We start from the raw sequence: 19427 nt of genomic DNA, 5'->3' as shown, positions 1-19427 counted from the left end.
TAATAAAAATCCCAACTTCCAAATGGTCTTAAATCCATTCCTCCATCACGATCACATGGGCCGCCTGTTGACTTGCCCAGCCCCGCCCCGCCGCCTATAACGCCACAAATAGCGTGGGGTCGCCTTATGAGTTTCGCACACCAACATCTTCTTGGTATTGAGCCGCTGTCGCAAGATGACATCACAACGCTGCTCGATCTGGCCGATACCTATGCCGATCTGAACCGACAACCTCACAAGCACAGCGATGCGCTCAAGGGTCTGACCCAGATCAACATGTTCTTTGAAAACTCGACCCGGACGCAAGCCAGCTTTGAGATCGCGGGCAAACGTCTTGGCGCGGATGTGATGAACATGGCGATGCAGGCGTCTTCGATCAAAAAGGGCGAGACCCTGATTGATACGGCGATGACCCTGAACGCGATGCACCCCGATTTGCTGGTCGTACGCCATCCGCAATCCGGTGCCGTTGATCTGCTGGCGCAAAAGGTAAACTGCGCTGTGCTGAACGCAGGCGACGGGCGGCACGAACATCCGACACAGGCGCTGCTGGACGCGCTGACCATTCGTCGCGCCAAGGGCCGGTTGCACCGTCTGTCCATCGCGATTTGTGGCGACATCGCCCACAGCCGCGTGGCACGGTCCAACATCATGCTGCTGGGCAAGATGGAGAACCGCATTCGTCTGATCGGCCCGCCTACGCTGATGCCCTCGCAAATCGGCGAATTCGGCGTCGAGGTGTTCGATGACATGGAAGAGGGGCTTAAAGACGTCGACGTGGTGATGATGCTTCGCCTGCAAAAGGAACGGATGGACGGCGGTTTCATCCCGTCTGAGCGTGAATATTATCACCGCTTTGGCTTGGATGCAGAAAAGCTGTCACACGCCAAGTCAGATGCCATCGTCATGCACCCCGGCCCGATGAACCGTGGCGTTGAGATTGACGGCACGCTTGCTGACGATATTAACCGCAGCGTCATTCAGGATCAGGTCGAAATGGGCGTCGCCGTGCGCATGGCCGCAATGGATCTTTTGGCCCAAAACCTAAGCGACCACCGCAAGGGGGCCGCGTGACCGCCGCGCCCTCGGACGAGCGTGAATTGCTAAGCTGGCGCATTTCGTGGGGCGCATTTGTGTCGCGCACCGCCGTGTTGATGGTTTTGACGATGCTGGTCTGCTCTCCGATCCTGCCGTACTTTGATGTCCTGACTTGGACAGTTGTCTCGGCCATAACCGCCTTGTTTTACATGTGGATTTTTGAAGAGTTTCAAATCTGGTACGCAAACCGCAAAACCGTCTGGCGTCTGACCAATCGCGCGCTTTACATCGATGAACCCGATGTTGTCGCCCCGTTGGAATTGGCGCTGACCGATATCGCGGCCATCGGCAAACTGTCGCTGTGGTCGATCACCTTGCGGTTGCCCAACCGTCAAAGCATCACCCTGCCGCTGGTGCCAAACCTGCGCGAGACCAAAGCACGGATCGCCGCCGCACGAGAGGCAGCACTATGACCGATGACTTTTGGCAAAATGTGCTTGAGGATGACGAAAAGCTGCTTTGGACAGGTCGGCCCACTCCGCGTATCTCCCTGCGCAACTTTCAACTACTGGGGCCGTTTATCGGCGCTGTGGGCACCGTGATCGCAGGTGGCGTGTTGCTCACGTATAACAGCCTTCCGGTCTCGCAATCTGTGGTGTTGGCGGTTGTGATTGGCTTGGTCGTCTTGTCGCTGGTCAAAGGGCTGAACCGCTGGGCTGAACTGACGCGCACGCGCTATGCGCTGACAAATCACCGCGCGCTGTTCTTTCGTATGCAAAAGGGCGAAACCCGCGTCAAAGCGTTTTCCCGCAGCCTTGAGACTGCCCCTGATGTCAAACCGACCAGCCCGCCATCGGTGTTTTTTATCCGGCAGGAACGCGATGACAATCCGGCCCTCGCCGCCCATCTAGGGTTTGAATATGTTCAGGACAGCGCCAGTTTATGTAGTCTGATGGCAACCGCGTATAAAGGTGCAAAACAATGACAACACTTACCATCCCCCCACATGAGCATGGCCAGATCAGGCTGTTCGCCGTGAACCGGCCTATCGATGCCATGGCCCGCACGTTGCAAGAGAATGACAAATCGGCCGTTATTTCCGATCTCGTCGGCTTTGACGTGCCGTCCGGGTCGGCTGAACTGTTTGCCGTCTCCGATCTAACGGGCGTGGGGCTGCCACGCTATCTGATGGACGGCTATACCGTGACCGAGGCGCAGATTAGCGCGGACCGCGCCCGCCTTGATGCCTTGGAAGGCTATGTTCTACTGCTGTTTTCATCCGCCTTTGACGGGGCTGAAACCACGCTGCACATCGGGCCTGACCTGACGCTGATCGGCACCTATGGCGAAGAACAGCCCGCGATGGCGGCCCCGCCCCTGACCGCCGATGCGGCACAACCCTATACCGGTGTGCCGAACCTGACACCCACAACGCCGCCACGTGGCCGCGCGGGTGGGGCCGTGATACTGCTGGCGCTGATCGTCGCGCTTGGCCTGATCCTATGGTGGCTGCTGTGAAAGAACCCAAACCTGATCCGAAAATGTCCGGCCGCGTGGCCACCGTTGCCCTGCTTGTCGCCTTTGGCGTCGTAGCAATGATGGTGTGGATCGGCTGATAGCCCTTTGTGAAAGATAGTAACGTCATGCTGCACTTTGTGAACGCGAAACTGATCGACCCCGAAGCGGGCACTGTGACCCACGGCACCCTGCGGGTTGAGGGCAGCCAGATCACGGCCGTATTGGCCGAAGACGCGCCCATCCCCGGTGACAGCGCGATTGTCGATTGTCGCGGCAAATATCTGGCCCCCGGCATCGTCGATCTGGGCGTCAAGGTCTGCGAGCCGGGCGAACGTCATAAGGAAAGCTTTCGCTCTGCCGGATTGGCGGCAGCGGCGGGCGGTGTCACCACGATGATCACCCGCCCCGACACCGATCCGTCAATCGACAGCCCCGAAGTTTTGGAATTTGTCACCCGCCGCGCGAACGAGGCCGCACCGGTGAATGTCGTGCCCATGGCCGCCCTGACCAAAGGCCGCGAAGGCCGCGAGATGACCGAGATCGGGTTTCTGATGGATGCAGGTGCAATCGCCTTTACCGATTGTGACCGCGTCATCACCGACACCAAAGTATTCTCGCGCGCCTTGACCTATGCGCGCAGTCTGGGCGCGCTGGTTATCGCCCACCCTCAAGAACCGATCCTCAGCAAAGGCGCGGCAGCCACTTCGGGCAAGTTCGCGTCCCTGCGCGGGCTACCCGCCGTATCCCCGATGGCCGAACGCATGGGGCTGGACCGCGACATCGCCCTGGTCGAGATGACCGGTGCCCGTTATCACGCCGATCAAATCACCACGGCCCGCGCCCTGCCCGCGCTTGAGCGTGCGAAAAAGAACGGGCTGGATATTACCGCAGGTGTTGGCATTCATCACCTGACGTTGAATGCCCTCGACGTGGCCGACTACCGCACATTCTTCAAGCTCAAGCCCCCATTGCGTGACGAAGACGACCGCATCGCCGTGGTCGAGGCTGTTGCCTCTGGGTTGATTGATATCATCTGCTCAATGCACACCCCACAGGATGAGGAATCCAAACGTCTCCCGTTCGAGGAAGCCGCCTCCGGTGCCGTGGGCCTCGAGACTTTGCTGCCTGCCGCCCTGCGGTTGGTGCATTCCGATATGATGGACATCGCGACCCTGTGGCGGGCCTTGTCGTTTAACCCCGCTAAACGGCTGGGCCTGCCGGGCGGTCGCCTGAGTGCCGGAGCGCCCGCCGATCTGGTGCTGTTTGACGATGGCGCGCCCTTTGTGATGGACCGTGAAACCCTGCGCTCGAAATCGCGCAATACGCCCTTTGACGGGATGCGCATGCAGGGTAAGGTCTTGGAAACCTATGTTTCCGGTAAATGTATTTATAAGGCCTCGTAACTATGCCCATCATCGATTCATCGCTCGCCGTGCTCTCTCTCTGGGCTGTGTTTGGTTACCTTATCGGCTCAATCGCCTTTGGCCTGCTATTGGCGCGCGCCATGAATTTGGGTGATTTGCGCACGATTGGATCGGGCAATATCGGGGCGACGAATGTCTTGCGCACCGGAAATAAAACCGCCGCTGCCCTGACCTTGGTCCTGGACGGGGCCAAAGGGGCCGTTGCCGTCCTGCTGGCCCGTTTCTTTGCTGGCGAAGACGCCGCACAGGTCGCTGGTCTGGCTGCAATGATCGGGCATTGCTACCCCATTTGGCTGAAATTCAAAGGTGGCAAAGGCGTCGCGACATTCCTTGGCGTGATCTTGGCACTGGCATGGCCCGCCGGTCTGGCCTGCTGTCTGGCGTGGCTGATTGGCGCGCTGGTCACACGTATTTCGTCGATGGGCGCGATTGCTGCGGCATCCACGTCGACCATCTTTTTGGTCATCCTCGGCTACGGAAGCGCATTTATCCTCGGCGTCATTTTGACCCTGCTGATCTTTTGGCGGCACCGCGAAAACATCAAACGGATCAGAGCAGGCACCGAGCCCAAGATCGGCGCAAATAAAGCTTAGGCGCGATTGCGGACAGACATTCGCTGACACATCCTCGGCTCGAAACCGCAGACAACGCTGCCTGCGGCCCCTGTCCCTTAGTAGGAATACTCAGCGTAAATCCGGCTTAGATCGCCATTCCATTTACCGTTGTAGTCGTCCAGCAACTCATCCGCTGGCACTTTGCCGGTCTCGATGCTTTCCTTCAGCGCGTTCAGGAAATGCGTCTCATCCGGGACCATGCCACCAGCACCGGTTCGTGCGCGGGCTTTCAACCCGTGCTCGGACAGCGCGACGACTTCGCGGGCCAGATCATGCATTTTCACGCCGTTGAATTCAGCCTGCAAGCCGTCGACAGATGCCGCAACCCGCAACCCTTCGCGCGTCTCTGCATCCCAACCCTTGGCCAAATCCCACGCGCCATCCAGCGCGGTTTGGTCATACATCAAGCCGACCCAGAACGCGGGCAAGGCACATAGCCGCCGCCAAGGGCCGCCATCCGCGCCGCGCATTTCGATGAATTTCTTGATCCGCGCCTCGGGGAAGGCCGTCGTCAGATGATCCGCCCAATCGCTGAGCGTTGGCATTTCACCCGGCAATGCAGGCAGCTGGCCCTTCAGGAAATCGCGGAACGACTGCCCCAATGCGTCGATGTACTGCCCGTCGCGGTAGACGAAATACATCGGCACATCCAACGCGTATTCGACCCAACGCTCAAACCCCATGCCGTCTTCGAACGCCCAAGGCAACATGCCGGTGCGCGCGGGGTCCAGATCACGCCACACCCGGCTGCGCCAGGATTTATGGCCGTTTGGCTTGCCCTCAAAGAACGGGGAATTCGCAAACAGCGCCGTCGCAACCGGCTGCAATGCCAAGGCAACGCGCAGTTTTTGGACCATGTCCGCCTCTGATCCGAAATCAAGGTTCACCTGCACGGTACAGGTCCGGCGCATCATGACCCGGCCCATCGTGCCAACCTTGGTCATGTATTCGTTCATCAATTTGTAACGCCCCTTGGGCATCAGATCCATCTGCTCGTGGGTCCATTCAGGTGCCGCGCCCAGCCCGATAAACCCTGCGCCGATACGGTCCGCCACATCGCGAACCTCGCGCAGATGCACGTTTACCTCGTCACATGTCTCGTGGATGGTCTCAACAGGTGCGCCAGACAGCTCAAGCTGGCCGCCCGGTTCCAACGATACATTCGCGCCGTCCTTGACCAAACCGATCAGCTTGCCACCCTCTTCAACGGGGGCCCAACCATGACCGTCACGCAAACCCTCAAGCATTGCACGGATGGAACATGCCCCCTCATAGGGCAACGGCAAAAGAGTTTCTTTATTATAGCCGAATTTCTCGTGTTCTGTACCAATGCGCCAATCTTCTTTGGGCTTGCAGCCATCTGCTAGATACTGCGCCAGCTGTGCATGGTTTTCGATCGGGCCGCCGCCGGATTGAGGGATAGACATAAGGGGGTGGCTCCGGGATTGTTTCGCTAGGTGTCAGGGCAAAATTAATTCAAGTGTTCGTTAGGGATGGTTCGAATTCTCGGGGGTGTCAATGCAACAGGGTGCTTGTGGGGCGCATTGATTGTCGTTCCCAGATCACCACCGAAAGCGTCTTGTCATCGGCAAGCTCGGCCAACATCCGTTCGGTTTTCAACCCCGGCAAAACCGCAAAGGCATCAAACAACGCGTCTGTACCTGCCGCATCGACCGGGATCATCACGGCATTTTGTCCGGGCTGCTCCAACTTCCAATGGGCCGGATAGGATCCACGCACAAGGCTCAGCCGTTCCATCTCGCGCAGCGCTACGATCCCGCCGGTCAGGGGCCCGAAATAGGCAATTTGCCCTTCGTCTACCTGCACGGCACCGGCCCCATGGCCCGATTTACGAAACCGAACCCGCTGCACACCCAGCCAGACAAACGCCACGCCGCCCGCAATCAACGCGTATCCAGGTACCGCCAGCAAAAGACCGGGGCCAGCAACCAACCACAATCCCAGCAGGATAACGGCCGCGCCGCCAAGAACTTCGCGCCACCGCCATAACTCCGCTTTCGCCTCAGGGCGCAAAAAACTCATGGTTTCATTCCACCTTCATTTTGCCAAGTAAACTCCACGGGGGTGTGGGGGTGTGCAACCCCCACTTGGGTATCGGTCGACACAGGTTTCACGCTCAAGACCAATCCCCCAGAACTTGCTGCCACACTGTCATCGCAGCAACCGCAGCCGTGTCGGCCCTCAGGATACGGGGCCCCAAGGTAACTGATTGCGCATAGTCAAGCCCTCGCAACCGTGTGCGTTCGCGATCCGAAAACCCGCCCTCGGGACCGATCAGAATGCCCCATGGTCCGGTCTTTGCCGCGCCTAACCCTGCGTCTTGTCCCACCAATGCCTCGTCGCAGAACATCAGGGGCCGCTCCGGCGTCCATTGATCCAACAGGCGGTCCAGTTTGATCATCTCGGCCACTTCCGGCACGAATGTCCCGCCGCATTGCTCTGCCGCCTCGACCGCGTGGGCCTGCAACCGCTCGCGTTGAACACGGCCCGAATTGGTGAAATCGGTCTGCACAGGCACAATCCGTCGCGCGCCCATTTCTGTGGCTTTCTCGACAATGAAATCTGTCCGCGCCTTTTTGATCGGCGCAAAGATCAACCACAGATCGGGCGGCATCTGCAAAGGCTTGGTCGCCTCGACGCAGGTTAGAACCCCGCCACGTTTGCCCGCTTGGCTGACTTGCGCCAACCATTCGCCATCGGTGCCGTTGAACAGCAACACATGCGCACCTTCGGTCTGTCGCATCACCCCGAAAAGATAATGCGCCTGCGCCTTGTCCAAAGGAACCGATTGCCCCTGACCCAAGGCATGCACTACATAAAGTCTGATTTTCGCATTCATAGGCACGGATATATGCAAGACGACCCAACTGTACCAGATGGCACCGAAAATGAACCTGTGGCAGATGCGGTCGCTGGCAACTGGGTTGATCGTTTTGCACCGGGTTTTACCCGCCCCTATCTGCGGCTGAGCCGTGCAGATCGCCCGATTGGAACGTGGCTGCTGTTGCTGCCCTGTTGGTGGGGGTTAATGCTGGCCATGCTTTCAGATCAACAGCCGCGCTGGTTTGATCTGTGGATTTTCATTGGCTGCGCCTTGGGCGCGTGGCTGATGCGCGGGGCCGGCTGCACGTGGAACGACATCACCGATCGCGAGTTTGATGCGCAGGTGGCGCGCACACGCTCTCGCCCGATCCCGTCTGGGCAGGTCAGCGTAAAAGGAGCCGTTGCGTGGATGGCCGCCCAAGCCCTGATCGCCTTTGGCATTTTGCTAAGCTTTAACACCGCCGCAATTGCCTTGGGCATTCTCGCGCTCTTACCGGTTGCAATCTATCCCTTCGCCAAGCGGTTTACATGGTGGCCTCAGGTGTTCTTGGGCATCGCGTTCAACTGGGGCGCATTGCTCGCATGGACTGCGCACACCGGATCGCTGGGGGCCCCTGCCGTCCTGCTGTATGTGGCAGGCATCGCATGGACGCTTTTTTACGACACGATCTATGCCCATCTTGATACCGAGGACGACGCCTTGATCGGGATCAAATCCACGGCACGGCTGTTTGGCGACGAAACGCCACAATGGATGCGCCGTTTTTTGACGGCCACAGTCGGATTGATGGGCCTCGCCGTCATCTTTGCCCTACGCGAGAATGGTTCTTTCCTCGCGATGGTGCTGGCGATTGCAGGCCCGTGGGCGATGGGCTGGCATATGGCATGGCAATTACGGGGCTTGGATATCAACGATAACGATAAATTGTTGAAGCTGTTTCACGTTAACCGCGATACCGGCATAATTCCGCTGCTATTTTTTGCAGCCGCGCTGCTGGCCTGATTGCACAGACCAGCCCCCCCGCGTATCACCTTGTTTAACATTAACGATCCTAGAAATGAACTTATGCGTTTGTCTGCCATTCTGATCATCGCGCTGACGTTTTCAGTCGCAGCAACGCTGTCGCTGGTTGCTGCAAATTTCTCGGTCACGCTGATCGAAGACAATTCTGAAATCGGTGTCCGCGACGTGTTGGATGAACAAGGCATGACATGGGCAGAGGTCGAGGCAGACGGGCTTCAGGTAACGCTTTCGGGGACTGCGCCAAACGAGGTGGTCCGTTTTAACGCGCTGAGCGCTGCTGGAACGGTTGTTGATGCGGCCCGTGTGATTGATCTGATGTCGGTTGAATCGCAGGCTGCAATCGCTGCACCGCGGTTTTCGGCTGAAATTCTGCGCAACGATTCCGGCGTGTCCATCAGCGGGTTGATCCCGACCACCACTGACCGCGACGCCGCCATCGAAAGCTTTAATGCGATGGCTGGTAAGGATCATGTCGCCGATTTCCTTGAATCCGCGAATTACCCGTCGCCGCACGGTTGGGAAGATGCGTTTGGATTTGCGATATCGGCGATGGCGAAACTGCCTCGCGCTAAGGTATCCGTCTCTGCAGGCCGGGTGATTATCACGGCGATCTCTGACAGCGCGGAGGCCAAGGCGCGGCTTGAGACCCAGTTGCGCCGCGCGACCCCGCCCGGCCTGAACGTGACACTGAACATCTCGGCCCCCCGTCCGGTCATCACGCCCTTTACCCTGCGTTTTCAGATCAGCGAAGAAGAGACGGACTTTGACGCTTGTAGCGCCGATACCGAAGCCGCCCGCGATCAAATCCTGACGGCGGCGGTAAACGCAGGGGCCCCCGAAGGGCAACGCTGCACCGTGGGGATGGGTGTGCCAACGCCCCGTTGGGCCGATGCTGTTGAAACCGCGATTGCTGCGCTTGCCGAAATTGGTGGCGGGTCGGTCAGCTTTGTTGATGCCGACATTCACCTGATCGCAGAAGAAGGGGCCGATCAGGCGCTGTTCGACCGCGTGATCGGAGAGCTTGAAACCTCGCTCCCCGATGTTTTCGCCCTGACCGCCAAGCTGCCCGTCGCAGCCGACCCCAATGCTGGGCCGCCGGAATTCGTCGCAACCCTGTCGCCCACAGGCGATGTGCAACTGCGCGGCCGCCTCAGCAACGAGGCGCTGCGCAATTTGGCCGACAGCTATGCCAAGGCCAACTTCGGCTCGGACAAGGTATATACCGCCGCCCGCGTCGTCGAAGGGCTGCCCAGTGATTGGCCCACGCGGGTGTTGTCCGGGCTTGATGCCCTGGCGAAGCTGGCAAATGGCACCGTGATCGTCAGCCCCGACACCATCAGCGTGACGGGCAACACGGGCAACCCCGACGCCGGATCGCAAATCGCGACCTTGCTGGCCGGAAAGCTGGGCGAAAGCCAAGACTACGATGTGGCGGTTGTCTATCAGGAACGGCTCGACCCGGTGCTAAGCCTGCCAACCCCCGAAGAATGCGAAGCCCAAATTGCTGCCGTGATTGCCAAGGGCAAGATCACCTTTGAACCGGGCAGTGCGACCATCGACGCCTCCGCCTTGGGAACGATGGACCAGATCGCCGAGATCCTGAAAGAATGCGGCGGTATCGCGCTAGAGGTCCAAGGCTATACCGACAGTCAGGGCCGCGAGGAAATGAACCTTGCCCTGAGCCAGTCGCGCGCCCAGTCGGTGCTGAACGAACTGCGCGCCCGCCGCGTGCTCACAGCATCCTTTGTCGCAAAGGGCTTTGGCGAAGAGAACCCGATTGCCCCTAACAACACCGAAGAGGGCCGCGAAGCCAACCGTCGGATCGAGTTCCGCCTGATCCGCCCCGAAACAGGCGAAACAGCGCTGGAAAACGCCGAAGATACAGGCGATACAAATCCCGACGCATCAACGACCACGCAGGAAGGCAAGTAGCATGAGCAGAACCGAGTTTATTATCGCCACTGCGATTGTCCTGTTCGTTGCCTTTAGCTTGGGCTGGTTTGCCAATTGGCTGCTGCACAGGTTTACACGCGTCGCCGCAGGCGATGTGGCCGAACTCGACCGGATGAGCCAAGAACTGCACGAAGCCGAAGAAACCCGCGATCAGGCGATCACCTATCTACAGCAACGCGAGGCAGAGCTGACCAACCAGCTTAGCCAGACCGAGGCGGAATTGCGCGCGGCAATGGATGGATTGCGTGATGCACGCCAAGAGGCCGAAGAAATGCGTGCCTTTATCGAACGCGAACGGGCCAGCTGATCACCAGCGGGCCAATGCGTCCTCGTCTTCGTCTTTCGACGCCACCCATTCCGAACCGCTTTTGGTGATTTCACGTTTCCAGAATGGCGCTCGGGATTTCAGGTAATCCATCAAAAATTCGGCCGCCTCGAACGCGTCTTTGCGGTGCCGCGCAGCTGTTGCGACCATCATGATCATCTCGCCGGGCACCAATGTCCCATACCGGTGAATGACCAAAACGTCGCCCAGCGAAAACCGCTCTATCGCTTGTTCGGCCATGCCACGCAGCGCAGTTTCAGTCATGCCGGGGTAATGCTCGATCTCCATCGCTTGCAACGGATCATCGGGCAGGTCGCGCACGATGCCGGTAAAGGTGACGATGGCCCCCATGTCTTTGTGACCGCCTGCGAATTCAGCCGACACAGCACCCAGATCAAAGGCCCCCTGCTGAACCGAGATATGCATGTCAGCCCCCGGTCATCGGTGGAAAAAACGCAACCTCGCGCACACCGACCAGTGGCGCATCAAAATCAGACAGCTCTTGATCAACGGCGACCCGCAGGCTGGCAAGGTCCGAGAACGCCAACGCATAACGTTCTTCGCGCGCCCGCAGCTCTGCCACCAAATCCATCACCGTGGCGGCAGACGTGTCGATCTGCTCACGGGGAACACCGATCCGTTCTCGCACCCAGGCAAAATACAGAACGTCCATTACTTCGGCTCCGTCAAATGCGGTAAGGCCTTGCGCAGATAATCGATCCCCGTGATCGCCGTCAGTGCGGCAGCAATCCACAACAGAACCAACCCGACCCGACCGGCCCAGATCTCAAGGTCCATATCATGACCGATCAGCTCATACTCAAGCCCGATACCTGTCGGCTCCCCCGAAATCATATCGATCCCGATGTCAGAGATACCAAAGTAATGCTCAAAAACGCCCTGGCTGAACAATACCGCAATCGCGACCATCTGCGCGGTGGTTTTCCACTTGGCCAGCTTGGTCACTTTCAACGTTCCTGAAACATCGCCCAGAAACTCACGCAGGCCTGACACGAATACTTCGCGGAACAAAACCACGGTCGCAGGCAGCACCAGCCACGGCGACCAGCTGGAAAATGCAACGATCACCATCAGCGCAATCACCACCATCGCCTTATCGGCAATCGGGTCCAACATCGCACCCAGCTTTGTTTCTTGCTTCCATGCGCGCGCCAGATAGCCGTCAAACCAATCCGTCACCGCCGCGGCGATGAACAAAAACATCGCAAAAGCGTCGGCATAGGGCCGCGACAAGAACAAAAACAGCACCGCAATACCGGGCGCAGCGATCAGACGTAACAACGTCAGCGTATTTGGAATATTCCACTTCATATCCGCACCCTACAGCGCGAACCAGCGGGGGGGAAGCACCAACATATCTTCTTCATTTTGCCAAATAAACTCCCCGCGGAGCGTCCCACCGCAGATACAGCAACCAACCTGCAATCTGGTCAACCGCCCTCATGAAAAAATGCATATATGCGCTCGGCCAAGGCGCGCGAAACCCCGTCGACCGCCAACAAATCGTTTAGATTTGCGCGACCCACCGCCTTGGCCGATCCGAAATGCGCCAGCAAAGCACGCTTGCGCGCAGCACCAACGCCCGGCACATCGTCCAACGGTGTCGCCCCGACGGCCTTGGCCCGTTTGGCGCGGTGTGTCCCGATTGCAAAACGGTGCGCCTCGTCCCGCAGCCGCTGGATGAAATAAAGCACCGGATCATTGTGCCGCAGCGCCATGGGGCGTTTGCCAACGCGGTAGAATTCTTCCTTACCCGCATCGCGATCCACGCCCTTGGCGACCCCCACCATCGGGATATCCTCGACCCCGTATTCGCGCATGATGGACGCCACCGCGCTGACCTGCCCTGCCCCGCCGTCAATCAGCAACAGTTCGGGCCACATGCCCAGACTGCGATCCGGGTCTTCTTTCAGCAGCCGTTTAAACCGCCGTGTCAGAACCTCTTTCATCATACCAAAGTCATCGCCGGGGGTCAGGTCCTCGCCGCGAATGTTGAACTTGCGGTACTGGTTTTTCATCATCCCGTCAGGGCCGGCGACAATCATGCCCCCCACGGCATTGGTCCCTTGAATATGCGAGTTGTCATAAACCTCGATCCGCTGGGGTGGCCCGTCCAGATCAAACGCCTCGGCCAAGCCTTTCAACAGGTTTGCCTGCGTCGCGGTTTCGGCCATCTTGCGCGCAAGGGATTCGCGCGCATTGCGCAACGCACCATCGACCAGCTCGGCCTTTTCGCCGCGCTTGGGAACGAGGAGCTCAACCTTACGCCCCAGTTTTCCCGACAAGGCATCTGCCATCAGATCCATGTTCTCGACCTCGTTTGACAGGATCAACTGACGGGGTGGTTCGCGGGTGTCGTAGAACTGCCCGATAAAGGCCTCCAGCACCTCGGCGGCGTCCACATCGGGGCCGACACGCGGATAATAGTCGCGGTTGCCCCAGTTCTGATTGGCCCTGATAAAGAACACCTGAACACAGGCCTGCCCCTGCGCCATATGCAAGGCGATGATATCCGCCTCGGATACCCCTTGCGGGTTTATCCCCTGCGCCGTCTGCACCTGTGTCAGCGCCTTGATCCGGTCGCGCAGGGCGGCCGCGCGTTCAAACTCCATCTCCTCGGACGCCTTGGCCATTTCGGCGGCAAGCCGACCTTGGATATCCGTGGATTTTCCATTCAGAAACTTCTGCGCGTCCTGAACGGTTTTTTGGTATTCCTCGGGGCTGATCTTGCCCACGCACGGGGCCGAGCACCGCTTGATCTGATGTTGCAAACAGGGACGCGTCCGGCTCTCGAACATCGCGTTGGAACAATCGCGCAGCAAAAACACCCGTTGCAACTGGTTCAATGTGCGGTTCACCGCCCCCGCGCTGGCGAAGGGGCCGTAATAGCTGCCCTTTTCTTTCTTCGCGCCGCGATGCTTTTTGATCTGCGGATAGTCTTGATCGTCCGTGACCAAGATATTGGGAAAGCTTTTATCGTCGCGCAGCAGAACGTTAAACTTGGGCTTGAGCTGCTTGATCAGATTTTGTTCCAGCAACAACGCTTCGGTTTCGGTTTTGGTGGTCAGAAACATCATCGACGCGGTGTTCGATATCATCCGCGTGATGCGCCCCGAATGCCCCGACGGCCGCGCGTAATTGCTGACCCGCGCCCGCAGGTTGCGCGCCTTGCCCACGTATAAAACCCGGCTTTCGGAATCCAGCATGCGATACACCCCCGGAGACCCGTCAATGGTCTTCAGGTAGCTTTGGATGACCTCATAGCCGGTCTTTGGTGTTTCAGATTTATCCGTCATCGATTCGCTAAACTCTAGGTCCTGTGCTGCAATGGTTGGCGATCAGGGACAAGACGAAACATACCCCCGACTCCTGTGGATAACCTTGCAGATAACTTTCTGCGAAGCCGTGTTTTTCCTTGTTTTCAGCAGACTTCCACCGAACGCCTATTTTTTAGGCACACCCTCAAATGCCTGTAATTGCGCCACATTTCTGCCGTCACTTCCCAAACTACTGAAAACACGACATTATTTGTTACAGATTTGTAAACGTATGTGACAAAGTGCAAAACTTTCACGGTTTGGTCTACTCAAACCCATGTACATCCTGCGTCTTCCACGCCAAGTGCTCTCCGCCATCCGCGCATAACAGCTGCCCTGTTACCGATGGTGCGTCCAGAAAATAGCCTAGTGCAGCCGTAATATCCTCGGGGTTTGCGCCGCGTGCCAAAAGGACCCGCGCGCGCTGTTTTGCAAAAGTCTCAGCTGTTTGGTGGGCACCTTGCAGCGTCGGGCCCGGGCCGATGGCGTTCACCCGGATGGCAGGGGCCAAGGCTTGTGCCGTGGTCTGTGTCATGGCCCACAACCCCATTTTGGCGATGGTATAGGTCATGAATTCCGGGTTCAGCTTGCGCACCTTTTGATCCAGCATATTCACGATCAACCCGCACGCTTTCGGCTCGCCGTTCTGGTCGGCCAGCGGGGCAAGCCCCTGCTGGGCCATCGCTTGTGTCAGGATAAACGGCGCGCGCAGGTTGCTGCCGATGTGGCGGTCCCAGCTCTCGGCCGTTGCGGTCGTGACGTTGTCGTATTCGAAGATTGATGCGTTATTGACCAAACACGTAATCGGCGCGCCCAAACCCGCCACAGCGCGGGAAAACAGGCTCTGGGTTTCATCCTCGTTCAGCAGGTCCGCTTGAACAGCAACGCCGCGCTGGCCCATCGCCTCTAGCGCCGCAACGACTTCATCCGCGCCTTCGGAGGACGTATTGTAGTGCACAGCCACATCATAGCCGCGCCCACCGAGATACAGCGCCATAGCACGGCCCAGCCGCGCACCGGCACCCGTTACCAATGCAGTCTTCATCATGCGGCCTCTCTCAGATCAGAATAGCGCCCAAGTACAGCACATATAGTCCGCAAAGCACGATACCCCAAACCCGTGTGATATCTTTTCGCAAATAGACAAAGGGGATCAGCAGCAAAGACGCGCCCAGCATCACCCAGAAATCAAAGCGCATGAACTGCGGATCAACCTCAATCGGGCCTACCAAGCTAGCCACGCCAATGATGCCCAACAGGTTGAACATGTTCGATCCGATGACATTGCCCAGTGCCACATCGGCCTGACGGCGCAACGCGGCCATGACCGTGGTCGCAAGTTCCGGCAGGGACGTACCAATCGCAACAAGGGTCAAGCCGATCACCGTATCGCTGATGCCGTATGCCCGCGCGATCACCGATGCATTATCCACCAACAAGCCCGCGCCCAAGGGCAGACCAATCAGACCCAGCACGAGGAACACAGCAATGCGCCAGCCCGGCATATCGGGGTCCGCGCCTTCGGGTTCTTCCATATCAGCTGGACACGCGCCTTTGCTATCGCGACGGTGTTTGCGGGTGTCGCAAACCGCGTCGAACAAGACATAGGCCAGACAAGCGAGCAAAACGGCACCAGCATAGAAATCATACACGCCACGCAAGGCGAGCAAGATAAAGATAATCGATGCGCCGATCATCATATTATACGTCTTACGTGTATTGCATTCAGACGTGTGCATCGTGGCCAGCAACGCAGGCACCCCAAGCACCAGAAGAATATTGGCGGTGTTCGACCCGACCACATTCCCAAGCGCGATGCCCGGTGCATCGTCCAATATCGCCTTGATCGAGATGAGCAGTTCCGGCGCAGAGGTGCCGAATGCGACAATCGTCAAACTAACGATCAACGCAGGAACGCCCAATCGCAGCGACAGGTTGACCGCCCCTTTAACCAAAGCGTCACCCGACAAAAGCAGGATTACCAGCCCCAGAATACTTAGCAGCCATGGCATGATCATCCGCTTTTACCCCCACAGCCACAGGGGCCTTTACCGATGCGGTAGCGACCGCAAGACTTACACTTTGACTGGCTGAATCTTTTGCCGCCAATCCAGTGCATTTTACCAAACCAGGCAAGGACACCCATTGCGACCAGAAACAGCAGGACGATCTTAAGAACCATACTTACAGGCCGAATTTCGCATAGGCAGCGCGTTCTTCGATGCCGTCAACGGCGTCGCCGAGTATCTGCGCACCAAAGCGTGACAACAGACCTTTTTTGTTGCCGTAGCGTGCGAATTTCACCTTGTCGCCAAAGCGTTCTTTGAGAATGGGCTGCAGGTGGCCAATGCCGTCGATCAGCCCCAATTCGGTGGCACGTTTTGCCAACCAGATTTCGCCGGTGAACAAATCCGTTTCTGTATCCAGCTTGTCGCCGCGCCGCTCTTGAACGTGATCAATGAAATTGGTGTGAATATCGCCAAGCAAGGCTTTCAGTCGCGCGACGTCTTCGGCCTTTTCGGGGCGGAACGGGTCAAGCATCGATTTCGATTGCCCCGCCGTATAGACGCGGCGTTCGATGCCGTGGCGGTTGATCAGTTCGTTCACTCCGAAGGAGGACGAGATAACGCCGATTGAGCCGACGATTGAGCTTGGGTCGCCATAAATTTCATCCGCCGCCGCGGCCAGCCAGTACCCGCCCGAAGCGGCCACATCTTCGACAAAGGCGATGACGGGAATGTTCTTTTCCGCTGCCGAACGTCTGATCCGCGCCCCGATCAACGATGACTGCACCGGGCTCCCGCCGGGAGAGCTGATTTCGAGGGCGACCGCCGCTGGTTTCCCGCGACGGAATGCTTTTTCAAGGACGGGTCCAATGCTTTCGTCGGTTAGGCCAGTACGGCCACGACCGCCGATCACGCCAGACAAACGGACGACCGCAACGATTGGATGCGACTTCAGGAAGGGAATGTATGTTCTCATACTCCTCCATGTAGAACGCGTATCGTTCCCAAACAAGAAGGACCTCACGATAGTTATTGCCTAATCCGCCACCCGGTGCGGAAAATCCACCAAATCACGGCAAGACACAGCGCGGTGAAACCAGCAATCGCGAAGAGGCTGGTGACAATCGGCACATCAGCGGCCCCAAAGAAAGACCAGCGGAAACCCGAGATCAGATAGACCACCGGATTGAAATGCGAGATCACCTGCCACACCGGCGGCAACATCGAGATCGAATAGAACGAGCCGCCCAAAAACACGAGCGGCGTGATGATCAACAACGGCACCAATTGAAGCTGTTCAAAATTACCCGCCCAAATCCCGATGATAAATCCGAACAGGGCAAAACTGATGCAGGTCAGCACCAAGAACAGCACCATCCAAACAGGGTGCTGAATGGTGATATCGACAAAGAAGAACGCCGTTCCCAGAATGATAACCCCGATGAACAGCGCCTTGGTCGCAGCCGCCCCGACATAGCCCAACACGATCTCGATAAAGTTGATCGGCGCCGACAGCAGCTCAAACACAGTGCCGATAAATTTGGGGAAGTAGATGCCAAAGGACGCGTTCGAAATCGACTGTGTGATGACGCTTAGCATGATCAGGCCCGGCACGATGAACGCCCCATAGCTGATGCCTTCGACCTCTTGGATGCGGCTGCCAATGGCGGCACCAAAGACGACAAAATACAGCGATGTCGATAAGACCGGCGATACAAAGCTTTGCGTGATCGTCCGGAAAAAGCGGGTCATTTCGAATTTATAGATGGATGAAACAGCGATCCAGTTCATGCTGCATCCTCCTTTACCAGATCCACAAAGATGTCTTCCAGACTGCTTTGGGACGTTTCAATATCGGTCAACACAAGACCAGCCGCTGCCACGTCGGACAGCAACTTGGTGATGCCCGTACGTTCGGCGCGTGTGTCATATGTATAGATCAGACTTTCGCCATTCGGTGACAGCACCAACGCGTCAGAGGTCAGACTGGCGGGCAGTTTCTTAATCGGCTTGGACAGTTGCACGGTCAGTTGCTTTTTGCCCATGCGCGCCATCAGCTTGTCTTTATCCTCGACCAGCAGCAATTCACCATGGGCGATCACGCCAATACGGTCTGCGATTGCTTCGGCTTCCTCGATATAGTGGGTGGTCAGTATGATCGTCACACCGTCGGCTTTCAGCTCGGCCACGATCTCCCACATATCGCGGCGCAATTCGACGTCGACGCCGGCGGTGGGTTCGTCCAAGAACAACACGCGCGGGTCGTGGGCAAGCGCCTTGGCGATCAACACGCGGCGCTTCATCCCGCCTGACAATGCCCGGATCTGAGTGTCTTTCTTATCCCACAGCGACAGTTGCTTGAGGATCTTTTCCAACGCCGCGTCATTTTTGGGCCTGCCAAACAAGCCGCGTGAAAACCGTACGGTGCTCATCACCGTCTCGAACGGCTCCAGGTTGATTTCCTGGGGGACCAAACCGATCATCGTACGGGCCGCGCGGTAATCGGCAACCGTGTCGTGACCGCCCACTTTGACCGACCCGCCGCTTGCTGTGGTAATCCCGCAAACCGTTGAAATAAGTGTTGTTTTTCCCGCGCCATTTGGGCCAAGTAGGGCTAGAATTTCGCCCTTCTTGATGTTTAGCGTGACCCCTTTAAGGGCCTCGAACCCGTCATCATAGGCTTTGCGCAAGTTATGAATTTCGACAATATCTGGCATCACAGCCTCCGGATAATTTTTCCGAAAGCTAAACTGATTAGGGCCGAGATAACAGGGGGTTAGTTCAGGACTTTTCCCGACCGAACCACCCCTTCTTTTTTGGGGCCTCGGCCGCGACCTCATCCCCGTCCGCCGCATCCGAATCCACTGGCCCTTCAAGGGTTTCTTGCAGGTTGTTGAAAAACTGATCGGCCATTTTCTTGGCAAAGCCGTCAATGATCCGGCTGCCAAGCTGCGCCAGCTTGCCGCCTACTTTGGCCTCCACATCATAGGTCAATTCGGTGCCGCCATCCTTGGCCGACAGCCGGACATCTGCACCGCCCTTGGCAAATCCCGCTGCGCCGCCTTTGCCCTCGCCGCTGATTTTCAGCGATTGCCCCGGCACCAGTTCGGACATTACGACTTGGCCCTTAAAGGTCGCTTTGACCGGCCCGACCTTTTGCACCACAGTCGCCTCAAAGCCTTCTTCCGGCGATCCGGTGACTTCGGTCGCACCCGGCACGCATTTGATCAGCATATCAGGGTCCAGCAATGCGGCGTAAACCTCTTCGGGGGTGGCGGCGATCTGGCGCGTGTCTGACATTTGCATCGGTGTATCCTCCTGAGGCGATATTTCCACCAGCCTA

General features: G+C 57.9%; 22 protein-coding genes. 9 read left to right on the top strand and 13 right to left on the bottom strand.

Annotated features, from left to right (window positions below):
• Positions 1-126 precede the first annotated feature (126 nt).
• From AADJ11_RS07435 to plsY, 6 genes are all read left to right on the top strand, one after another.
• Entirely contained in the window at positions 127-1074 is a 948-nt protein-coding gene (locus tag AADJ11_RS07435) for an aspartate carbamoyltransferase catalytic subunit (protein WP_341233896.1), read from the top strand.
• Entirely contained in the window at positions 1071-1511 is a 441-nt protein-coding gene (locus AADJ11_RS07430; protein WP_341233895.1) for a hypothetical protein, read from the top strand. Before AADJ11_RS07435 ends, AADJ11_RS07430 begins: the two co-directional genes overlap by 4 nt.
• Positions 1508-2023: a hypothetical protein gene (locus AADJ11_RS07425; protein WP_341233894.1), complete on the top strand. Its 516-nt coding sequence runs from the start codon at positions 1508-1510 to the stop codon at positions 2021-2023. The genes AADJ11_RS07430 and AADJ11_RS07425 overlap by 4 nt, the downstream gene beginning before the upstream one ends.
• On the top strand, positions 2020-2556 hold the full coding sequence (locus tag AADJ11_RS07420; RefSeq protein ID WP_341233893.1) for a hypothetical protein: 537 nt from the start codon (positions 2020-2022) through the stop codon (positions 2554-2556). Before AADJ11_RS07425 ends, AADJ11_RS07420 begins: the two co-directional genes overlap by 4 nt.
• Positions 2557-2681: 125 nt before the next feature.
• A complete protein-coding gene (gene pyrC, locus AADJ11_RS07415; RefSeq protein WP_341233892.1) occupies positions 2682-3959 on the top strand; it encodes a dihydroorotase in 1278 nt (425 codons plus the stop codon).
• A 2-nt stretch (positions 3960-3961) separates the two neighbouring features.
• On the top strand, positions 3962-4573 hold the full coding sequence (gene plsY, locus AADJ11_RS07410) for a glycerol-3-phosphate 1-O-acyltransferase PlsY (protein ID WP_341233891.1): 612 nt from the start codon (positions 3962-3964) through the stop codon (positions 4571-4573).
• A 77-nt stretch (positions 4574-4650) separates the two neighbouring features.
• Here the strand turns inward: plsY and AADJ11_RS07405 are convergent, their stop codons facing one another.
• From AADJ11_RS07405 to AADJ11_RS07395, 3 genes are all read right to left on the bottom strand, one after another.
• Positions 4651-6021, bottom strand: coding sequence for a glutamate--cysteine ligase (locus AADJ11_RS07405; RefSeq protein WP_341233890.1), 1371 nt, complete (start codon positions 6019-6021; stop codon positions 4651-4653).
• 88 nt (positions 6022-6109) lie between these two features.
• A complete protein-coding gene (locus AADJ11_RS07400; protein ID WP_341233889.1) occupies positions 6110-6637 on the bottom strand; it encodes a hypothetical protein in 528 nt (175 codons plus the stop codon).
• Between the two features lie 94 nt (positions 6638-6731).
• The gene (locus AADJ11_RS07395; RefSeq protein WP_341233888.1) at positions 6732-7454 is read right to left on the bottom strand and encodes a 16S rRNA (uracil(1498)-N(3))-methyltransferase; all 723 of its coding nucleotides are present in this window, start codon (positions 7452-7454) and stop codon (positions 6732-6734) included.
• Between the two features lie 12 nt (positions 7455-7466).
• Between AADJ11_RS07395 and ubiA the strand changes: the two genes are divergently transcribed.
• The 3 genes from ubiA to AADJ11_RS07380 all read left to right on the top strand — a co-directional run bounded on the left by ubiA (position 7467) and on the right by AADJ11_RS07380 (position 10722).
• Complete coding sequence (gene ubiA, locus AADJ11_RS07390; RefSeq protein WP_341233887.1) at positions 7467-8441, top strand: 4-hydroxybenzoate octaprenyltransferase; 975 nt, start codon at positions 7467-7469, stop codon at positions 8439-8441.
• Between the two features lie 63 nt (positions 8442-8504).
• Positions 8505-10394 carry an OmpA family protein gene (locus AADJ11_RS07385; RefSeq protein ID WP_341233886.1) on the top strand — a complete coding sequence of 630 codons (1890 nt, stop codon included), beginning with the start codon at positions 8505-8507 and terminating at the stop codon, positions 10392-10394.
• Between the two features lies 1 nt (position 10395).
• A complete protein-coding gene (locus tag AADJ11_RS07380; RefSeq protein ID WP_341233885.1) occupies positions 10396-10722 on the top strand; it encodes a hypothetical protein in 327 nt (108 codons plus the stop codon).
• Here the strand turns inward: AADJ11_RS07380 and AADJ11_RS07375 are convergent, their stop codons facing one another.
• From AADJ11_RS07375 to AADJ11_RS07330, 10 genes are all read right to left on the bottom strand, one after another.
• Positions 10723-11166 carry a molybdenum cofactor biosynthesis protein MoaE gene (locus AADJ11_RS07375; RefSeq protein WP_341233884.1) on the bottom strand — a complete coding sequence of 148 codons (444 nt, stop codon included), beginning with the start codon at positions 11164-11166 and terminating at the stop codon, positions 10723-10725.
• Position 11167: 1 nt separating this feature from the next.
• On the bottom strand, positions 11168-11413 hold the full coding sequence (gene moaD / locus AADJ11_RS07370; RefSeq protein ID WP_341233883.1) for a molybdopterin converting factor subunit 1: 246 nt from the start codon (positions 11411-11413) through the stop codon (positions 11168-11170).
• Positions 11413-12072 (bottom strand): CDP-diacylglycerol--glycerol-3-phosphate 3-phosphatidyltransferase, encoded by a 660-nt coding sequence (gene pgsA, locus AADJ11_RS07365; protein ID WP_341233882.1) that lies wholly within the window; start codon positions 12070-12072, stop codon positions 11413-11415. The genes moaD and pgsA overlap by 1 nt, the downstream gene beginning before the upstream one ends.
• Positions 12073-12191: 119 nt before the next feature.
• Positions 12192-14057 carry an excinuclease ABC subunit UvrC gene (gene uvrC / locus AADJ11_RS07360; protein WP_341233881.1) on the bottom strand — a complete coding sequence of 622 codons (1866 nt, stop codon included), beginning with the start codon at positions 14055-14057 and terminating at the stop codon, positions 12192-12194.
• Positions 14058-14343: 286 nt separating this feature from the next.
• Positions 14344-15123 (bottom strand): SDR family oxidoreductase, encoded by a 780-nt coding sequence (locus tag AADJ11_RS07355; protein WP_341234470.1) that lies wholly within the window; start codon positions 15121-15123, stop codon positions 14344-14346.
• Positions 15124-15136: 13 nt separating this feature from the next.
• A complete protein-coding gene (locus tag AADJ11_RS07350; RefSeq protein WP_341233880.1) occupies positions 15137-16090 on the bottom strand; it encodes a calcium/sodium antiporter in 954 nt (317 codons plus the stop codon).
• 172 nt (positions 16091-16262) lie between these two features.
• A complete protein-coding gene (locus tag AADJ11_RS07345) occupies positions 16263-17060 on the bottom strand; it encodes a S49 family peptidase (protein WP_341233879.1) in 798 nt (265 codons plus the stop codon).
• Positions 17061-17113: 53 nt separating this feature from the next.
• Positions 17114-17875: an ABC transporter permease gene (locus AADJ11_RS07340; protein WP_341233878.1), complete on the bottom strand. Its 762-nt coding sequence runs from the start codon at positions 17873-17875 to the stop codon at positions 17114-17116.
• Complete coding sequence (locus AADJ11_RS07335; protein WP_341233877.1) at positions 17872-18801, bottom strand: ABC transporter ATP-binding protein; 930 nt, start codon at positions 18799-18801, stop codon at positions 17872-17874. Before AADJ11_RS07335 ends, AADJ11_RS07340 begins: the two co-directional genes overlap by 4 nt.
• A 64-nt stretch (positions 18802-18865) precedes the next feature.
• Positions 18866-19390: a carbon monoxide dehydrogenase subunit G gene (locus AADJ11_RS07330; protein ID WP_341233876.1), complete on the bottom strand. Its 525-nt coding sequence runs from the start codon at positions 19388-19390 to the stop codon at positions 18866-18868.
• Between the last annotated feature and the right edge of the window lie 37 nt (positions 19391-19427).

Source organism: uncultured Sulfitobacter sp. (assembly GCF_964021855.1).
GTDB lineage: Bacteria > Pseudomonadota > Alphaproteobacteria > Rhodobacterales > Rhodobacteraceae > Sulfitobacter.
This window is presented reverse-complemented; position numbering and strand designations above follow the sequence as displayed.

What these genes read in the sequence shown, in the direction of transcription:
- AADJ11_RS07435 (WP_341233896.1), top strand. Translation starts at nt 127, where the DNA reads ATGAGTTTCGCACACCAACATCTTCTTGGTATTGAGCCGCTGTCGCAA.
- AADJ11_RS07425 (WP_341233894.1), top strand. Translation starts at nt 1,508, where the DNA reads ATGACCGATGACTTTTGGCAAAATGTGCTTGAGGATGACGAAAAGCTG.
- AADJ11_RS07420 (WP_341233893.1), top strand. Translation starts at nt 2,020, where the DNA reads ATGACAACACTTACCATCCCCCCACATGAGCATGGCCAGATCAGGCTG.
- pyrC (WP_341233892.1), top strand. Translation starts at nt 2,682, where the DNA reads ATGCTGCACTTTGTGAACGCGAAACTGATCGACCCCGAAGCGGGCACT.
- plsY (WP_341233891.1), top strand. Translation starts at nt 3,962, where the DNA reads ATGCCCATCATCGATTCATCGCTCGCCGTGCTCTCTCTCTGGGCTGTG.
- AADJ11_RS07405 (WP_341233890.1), bottom strand. Translation starts at nt 6,021, where the DNA reads ATGTCTATCCCTCAATCCGGCGGCGGCCCGATCGAAAACCATGCACAG.
- AADJ11_RS07400 (WP_341233889.1), bottom strand. Translation starts at nt 6,637, where the DNA reads ATGAGTTTTTTGCGCCCTGAGGCGAAAGCGGAGTTATGGCGGTGGCGC.
- AADJ11_RS07395 (WP_341233888.1), bottom strand. Translation starts at nt 7,454, where the DNA reads ATGAATGCGAAAATCAGACTTTATGTAGTGCATGCCTTGGGTCAGGGG.
- ubiA (WP_341233887.1), top strand. Translation starts at nt 7,467, where the DNA reads ATGCAAGACGACCCAACTGTACCAGATGGCACCGAAAATGAACCTGTG.
- AADJ11_RS07385 (WP_341233886.1), top strand. Translation starts at nt 8,505, where the DNA reads ATGCGTTTGTCTGCCATTCTGATCATCGCGCTGACGTTTTCAGTCGCA.
- AADJ11_RS07380 (WP_341233885.1), top strand. Translation starts at nt 10,396, where the DNA reads ATGAGCAGAACCGAGTTTATTATCGCCACTGCGATTGTCCTGTTCGTT.
- AADJ11_RS07375 (WP_341233884.1), bottom strand. Translation starts at nt 11,166, where the DNA reads ATGCATATCTCGGTTCAGCAGGGGGCCTTTGATCTGGGTGCTGTGTCG.
- moaD (WP_341233883.1), bottom strand. Translation starts at nt 11,413, where the DNA reads ATGGACGTTCTGTATTTTGCCTGGGTGCGAGAACGGATCGGTGTTCCC.
- pgsA (WP_341233882.1), bottom strand. Translation starts at nt 12,072, where the DNA reads ATGAAGTGGAATATTCCAAATACGCTGACGTTGTTACGTCTGATCGCT.
- uvrC (WP_341233881.1), bottom strand. Translation starts at nt 14,057, where the DNA reads ATGACGGATAAATCTGAAACACCAAAGACCGGCTATGAGGTCATCCAA.
- AADJ11_RS07355 (WP_341234470.1), bottom strand. Translation starts at nt 15,123, where the DNA reads ATGAAGACTGCATTGGTAACGGGTGCCGGTGCGCGGCTGGGCCGTGCT.
- AADJ11_RS07350 (WP_341233880.1), bottom strand. Translation starts at nt 16,090, where the DNA reads ATGCCATGGCTGCTAAGTATTCTGGGGCTGGTAATCCTGCTTTTGTCG.
- AADJ11_RS07345 (WP_341233879.1), bottom strand. Translation starts at nt 17,060, where the DNA reads ATGAGAACATACATTCCCTTCCTGAAGTCGCATCCAATCGTTGCGGTC.
- AADJ11_RS07340 (WP_341233878.1), bottom strand. Translation starts at nt 17,875, where the DNA reads ATGAACTGGATCGCTGTTTCATCCATCTATAAATTCGAAATGACCCGC.
- AADJ11_RS07335 (WP_341233877.1), bottom strand. Translation starts at nt 18,801, where the DNA reads ATGCCAGATATTGTCGAAATTCATAACTTGCGCAAAGCCTATGATGAC.
- AADJ11_RS07330 (WP_341233876.1), bottom strand. Translation starts at nt 19,390, where the DNA reads ATGCAAATGTCAGACACGCGCCAGATCGCCGCCACCCCCGAAGAGGTT.